This is a genomic window from Pedobacter sp. 10L46_2 (assembly GCF_056395165.1).
The window spans coordinates 1-5,825 of record NZ_JBFTIZ010000268.1; the positions used below are offsets into that span (position 1 = coordinate 1).

5 protein-coding genes are annotated in these 5,825 nt (G+C 39.9%); 3 read left to right on the forward strand and 2 right to left on the reverse strand.

Annotation, left to right across the window (positions count from 1 at the left end; all coding sequences use genetic code 11):
* Nucleotides 1–49: 49 nt before the first annotated feature.
* Nucleotides 50–1,357: a Gfo/Idh/MocA family protein gene (locus tag AC1DDX_RS21845; RefSeq protein WP_288880718.1), complete on the reverse strand. Its 1,308-nt coding sequence runs from the start codon at nucleotides 1,355–1,357 to the stop codon at nucleotides 50–52.
* A gap of 194 nt (nucleotides 1,358–1,551) precedes the next feature.
* Between AC1DDX_RS21845 and AC1DDX_RS21850 the strand changes: the two genes are divergently transcribed.
* Both AC1DDX_RS21850 and AC1DDX_RS21855 read left to right on the forward strand, forming a co-directional pair.
* Nucleotides 1,552–1,893: a YciI family protein gene (locus AC1DDX_RS21850; protein WP_172660662.1), complete on the forward strand. Its 342-nt coding sequence runs from the start codon at nucleotides 1,552–1,554 to the stop codon at nucleotides 1,891–1,893.
* 92 nt (nucleotides 1,894–1,985) lie between these two features.
* The gene (locus AC1DDX_RS21855) at nucleotides 1,986–3,224 is read left to right on the forward strand and encodes an RNA polymerase sigma factor (protein ID WP_337715365.1); all 1,239 of its coding nucleotides are present in this window, start codon (nucleotides 1,986–1,988) and stop codon (nucleotides 3,222–3,224) included.
* A 37-nt stretch (nucleotides 3,225–3,261) separates the two neighbouring features.
* On the opposite strand, the gene AC1DDX_RS21860 is transcribed toward AC1DDX_RS21855, so the two are convergent.
* Entirely contained in the window at nucleotides 3,262–4,479 is a 1,218-nt protein-coding gene (locus AC1DDX_RS21860; RefSeq protein ID WP_337715367.1) for an FG-GAP repeat domain-containing protein, read from the reverse strand.
* A 152-nt stretch (nucleotides 4,480–4,631) separates the two neighbouring features.
* On the opposite strand from AC1DDX_RS21860, the gene AC1DDX_RS21865 reads away from it, so the two are divergent.
* Nucleotides 4,632–5,825 (forward strand): TonB-dependent receptor (locus AC1DDX_RS21865; protein ID WP_477622592.1); only part of this gene is annotated, 1,194 nt, incomplete at its 3' end.

Genomic DNA, 5,825 nt, shown 5'->3' on the forward strand with positions numbered 1-5,825 from the left:
GGCCATACCTATCCCACTTAATATTTTCATATCTATCGTTTTAGGTTGGTTAAATTACTTTGGTGATACCAGGCAAAGCTACCGGATGGTCTTCCCATTTAAGATCCCAATGATAATCCTCTATTTTTGGGCCTAGCGTTTCGGTTGATTTCATGACCTGTTCTAATGTCAGCGTTTGGCCACTATATGCAACCATACGTCCCCAAATCGCCAACAGAGTGCTGTTTGCCATTTCTTCGCCCTGGTTTATTGGATTTCCACTTCTTATACCAGCAAAAAGTTCATTATGTTGAGTTTGGTACATATTGTTTTTCTCTCCGTTATAAATCCATTTGTTTTTCCCGGTTATTTCGTATTTGCTGCCAACATTAATAACTGCATTTCCATCTGAGCCTAAAACGTCTACGCTGTTGCGATGCGATGTTCCCTCCTGCTGCCTGCAAAAATGGTATCCCTTAACTCCGTTAGCATACTCATACTCGATTGCAAAATGGTCATATATATTACCAAAGATTTCATCCACACGAACTTGTCTGCCACCTGTCCCTGTCGCACTAACCGGCATTTTTCCGCCCATTGCCCACGACATCAGGTCAAGGCTATGAACTGCCTGTTCTGTTATAAAATCGCCCGAAAGCCAGCTGTGGTAATGCCAGTTACGCATTTTATAGGTGAGATCGGTCCAATCCGGCTGACGAGGGTTTGACCAATTTCCCGCCCCATTCCTGAATGTAGAAACGGTTCTGATGTCGCCAACATCTCCATTTAAAATCCTTCCGAAAGTAGCCCTGCTTGGCAGATCGTAACGGAAACAAAAACCAGACACCAGTGAAAGGTTTTTCTCCCGGGCTTTTTTTGCCGCATCTAAAACCTTACGTATCCCGGGCACATCAACCGCAACGGGCTTTTCACAAAAAACATGTTTATCTGCGTTTATTGCAGCGGTTAAATGGTCAGGTCTAAATGCTGGAGGTGTTGTAAGTAAAACTACATCTACCCCAGAATCTATTAGCTTTTGATAAGCATCAAACCCAATAAATTTATTCTTTTTGTTTACTTTAACCCTATCACCTCCAATTTCTACAAGGGCCGCATACGCGCCTTCCAATCTATCCTCAAAAACATCAGCCAATGCTGTAATTATAACATCCGGATCTGCCTGCAATGCTTGCGCTGCAGCACCTGTACCGCGACCACCGCAGCCTATTAGACCTACTTTAAGCTTAGACTTTGCTGAAGAAAACAATGGAGAAGCAAAGCCTGATTGATAAGCTAATGTACTTCCTACAAGTACCAGACCCGATTTCTTTAGAAATGATCTTCGATCTGTTAAATTTGGAATTGTAATTTTAGTCATAATATTAGGTTCATTTGTTCGGTTGTGTTCTCCCTGGCAGGAGTAGTTTCATTTTGTACTAAATTTATGTTAAGTTATCTAAAGATGGAATTATTCACAAAAAGATTACCTAAAAAATAAAGAAATTGCATGATGATGTCCAATTTCAGAAATTACAATCGTCATCTGTTTTTAACCATTAAAACTTAAGCAAAATGAAAGAGTTCTTATTTGTATTTAGAAATGATTATCAGGCTGTACCTAAAGGTTCTCCTGAAGAAATGCAGGCCGAGACTAAAAAATGGATGGATTGGATAGGCGGTATTGCTGCACAAAACAAACTGGTTGACCGAGGTAATCGCCTGGGATCCGAAGGTAATACTGTAAAACCAGGAAATGTAATTACCGACGGCCCATTTATGGAGATTAAAGAAGCAATTGGAGGCTACACGCTTGTCAGAGCAGAATCACTGGAAGAAGCTACAGAAATGGCAAAAGGCTGCCCTATCTTTAAAAATGGCGGAAGTGTAGAGGTTAGAGCAATTAACCCTATGTAAGCGATAATCCTACGATTAGTTTAAAAAAATGATAAGCCTTTGTAATTTGCAAAGGCTTATCATTTTCGCGCATCTAACCTATCAGTTTTATTATGGAACAAACAGAAGAATTAATACCGCATTTATTTAGAACAGAATACAGGAAATTAACTGCTGTACTAACTAAAATATTTGGTCTGGAACATATAGAAATTGCAGAGGATATTTCAAGCGATACTTTTTTGATGGCATCTGAAACCTGGGGGATTAAAGGTTTGCCAGAAAACCCCGTTGCCTGGCTCTATACTGTAGCAAAAAACAAGGCTAAAGATTATTTGAAAAGGAATACGCTGTTTGATCAGAAGATTACGCCGCACCTCCAAAACAATAGCTCCGAAATTCAGGAATTTGAAATTGATCTGTCGGAACAAAACATTTCAGATTGCCAGTTACAAATGATGTTTGCAGTTTGCCACCCTTCTATTTCTTCTGAAGCACAGATAAGTTTATCTCTCCGCGTGCTCTGTGGTTTTGGAATTGATGAAATAGCAAATGCCTTTTTAACCAACAAAGAGGTTATTAACAAGCGACTGTTTCGGGCTAAAGAAAAACTTAGGATGGAACAGGTTAAAATCGAATTTCCTAATCAGGGCGCAATTGAAGGCAGATTAGAAATGGTTCTAAGAACTTTATACCTTCTTTTTAATGAAGGTTATTATTCGGCCGGAAAAGATGTAACCTTAAGAAAAGAGGTTTGCCTGGAAGCCATGCGTTTAACTAATTTGCTACTTGAAAACAAAACAACAAACAAACCGGCAGTAAATGCACTAATTTCTCTAATGTGCTTTCATGCGTCCCGCTTTGAAGCAAGAGTAAATGTAAACGGGGAAACTATCCTTTATCAGAATCAAAATGAAAACCTTTGGAACGAAGAACTCATTACCCAGGGGGAATGCTTTTTAAATCAAGCCTCCGTAGGGGATAAACTTTCAAAGTACCATCTTGAAGCAGGTATCGCCTATTGGCATACCCATAAACAAGACTCGGCAGAAAAGTGGGAAAGCATTTTGCAACTTTACAATAAGCTGCTTCAATTAGAATACTCGCCAATTGCAGCACTGAACAGAACCTACGCCTTATCCAAAGCCAATGGTAAGAACGAAGCAATTATAGAGGCTGAGAAACTAAACCTGAACGATAATCATTTATATCATGCTCTTCTGGGTAATTTATATACGGGAATTGACAACTCTAAGGCACGGTTCCATTTTCAAAATGCTTTAAAACTAGCTAAATCAAAAGCTGATAAAACGATAATATCAAAAAACATAAGTGATCTTGGTTCTGACTAGAATCAACTAGTTCTATTTTCAGGCCGATCCTCTGCCCTTATTTCCCCAAGAGCAATCTGGCTTGCGTTCCCCATTGACCAATAAAAAGGTCCGGTTTACCATCTTTGTTTACATCACCAATAGCTATACCCCAGCTTCTGCCTACAGTAGATTCCGGAATAACCTCGTTGGTCACTAACTTAAAATTCCCTTTACCATCATTTTGCAATGCCTGAACCTGCATCGGCTGAAAAGGAGGAATCTTGAGTGCGCTTAAGATAATGTCTGGGTGACCATCATGGTTGAAGTCAAAAATTGCCCCTGCATAAGTAGAGTATTGCTGCTTTGGAATCCTTTTTGCCGTTTCATCTTTAAAATTTCCTTTACCATCATTAATCAGCAAACGGGCAGTAGGATCTTTCTCAAATGCACCCCCATTGCTTGTTAGGTTAAGAAATAGAATATCGGGGTGTTTATCTCCATTTGCATCAAATACTAAAACTTCTCTTGTATGCAAAGGAACCAGAAGCTCCAGCTTTTCTGCTTGTTGGGTGAAACGTCCTTTTCCATCATTAAATAATAAACGATTAGGAGGAACCTCATTCCCTGCAATTAAATCCAGATGCCCATCGCCGTTTAAATCAGTCAGCTTAACAGATTGTGTTTCCCATCTGAGTGCAGGCAATCCTTCTTTTGTATAATCAATAAAGTGCCCAGGCTTATCCGGATTATTTAGCCACAAGAAATTCTGAGGTGTAGGTCCGGTGTTTCCAACAACAACATCCAATAAACCATCGCCGTTTACGTCTCCAATATCCAGTCCATTCGCTTCACTTTTTGCAGGCAGTCTCTCACTCACATTTCTAAAAGTTCCATCTCCATTTCCTAAATAGAACTCATGATTTTGATCATCTTCGGCAACGAAGATGACATCCAGATTCCCATCTTTATCAAAATCTCCTGCACGTACGTGTTCTGTATCGTGCGATTTTTCTGCAAAAACACCTTTATTCCAGGTAAATTTTCCTGTACCATCGTTTATATACAATCGGTTAGGCAAATTTTCCAACGCTAGTATAGCATCCAAATGACCATCTTTATTCACATCAGCCAAAACCACATCCAAAGCATGTGCTTCTGCATCTATGGGCAATTGAGTTAAGGTAACATCTTTGAAATACTTGGTTTCCACACTTTGTGAACAAGCATTATTAACAACGACAAGGCTTAGTAAAGCCGAAATCGTATAGAATTTTCTGAATGGAGAAAGCTGCATAACTAAAGTTACTCATATTTTCATTATTCCATTCCCCGGAGCAGACCAAAAAAAGAAAATCAAAACAAAATGATTTTTCGTTAAAAGCTGTTTGTATTAAATCTAAATAAGAATACCTTTGCGGCAGTTTTAATCTTTACACGAATAATTATATGCCAGATTCCCAAATCAAAACGCATGCAGAAAACTTATCTTCTTTATTAACATATAAATTATTACTGATTTTATCAGTCTTGCTTCTTATTGCAACCCCTTTTATCTCATTTGCGCAAAACGGCAATTCAAAGGCTTCGCTATCAGGCATAGTCAATGACACTGAGGGCCAACCGCTGAAATATGCAACTGTTACCGTGAGTGGCGGCAAAAGCATTCCGACAGATAAACTCGGCAGATTCCTGATCAAGGATCTATCTGCCGGTGCTCACCGCATTAGTGTCAGCCTGGTCGGCTATCAGACTTTAGTCAAAGAGGTAACGCTTATTGCTGATACCACCACCGAAGTTTCTTTTGTGCTTGAAACAGGAAATGCCCTTTCTGAAGTGGTTGTTACTGCTGGTAGAAAACCAGAAAGCCTGAAAGATGTTCCCTCCTCAGTTACCATTCTTACCGCAAGGGATGTAAAGGAACAGTTGAACGTTAATCCTTCAGTTACCGCCATCCTTGGAAATACCGTACCGGGATTGGGAACTTCCAGTAATAAGGCCACCAATTCAGGACAGACCCTACGTGGCCGTCAGGTATTGGTACTGATTGACGGTATTCCCCAATCTACGCCACTTATGAACGGAAGTCGTGATATCCGTACACTTGACCCGGCAGCTATTGAACGTGTTGAGGTCATTAAGGGTGCAACTTCTATTTATGGTAATGGATCTGCAGGTGGTATTATTAACTTTATCACAAAAAAACCCACTGCTAATAAAACGTTTAGCGGTACCAGCAGTGTGGGATTAAATGGTAACCTGGCACATCCGTCAAACACAACGGGATACCGATTTTCGCAAACTTTTTCAGGAACGATAAATAAGTTTTCCTATGTGGTTAATGGCACATATAATTATACCGGGGTGTTAAAGGATGCTAAAGGGAACGTGAATGCCCAGCCTGATGGACTTGGTGAGAATTCACTTTATAATACCTTTGTTAAACTTGCGTACAAACCAAATGAGCATAGTGAAATTATTGCTTCATATAACCTGTTTAGAAGTGTACAAAGCAGCGATTACATCAACGTAACGGGCAAATACGGCGAAAACCCTTCGGTAGGTAAAAAAGGAGATGATCCCGGAGAAGCCGCAGGTACACCGTACAACCACAATGCCTTGGTTTCCTATCATAATGATGCG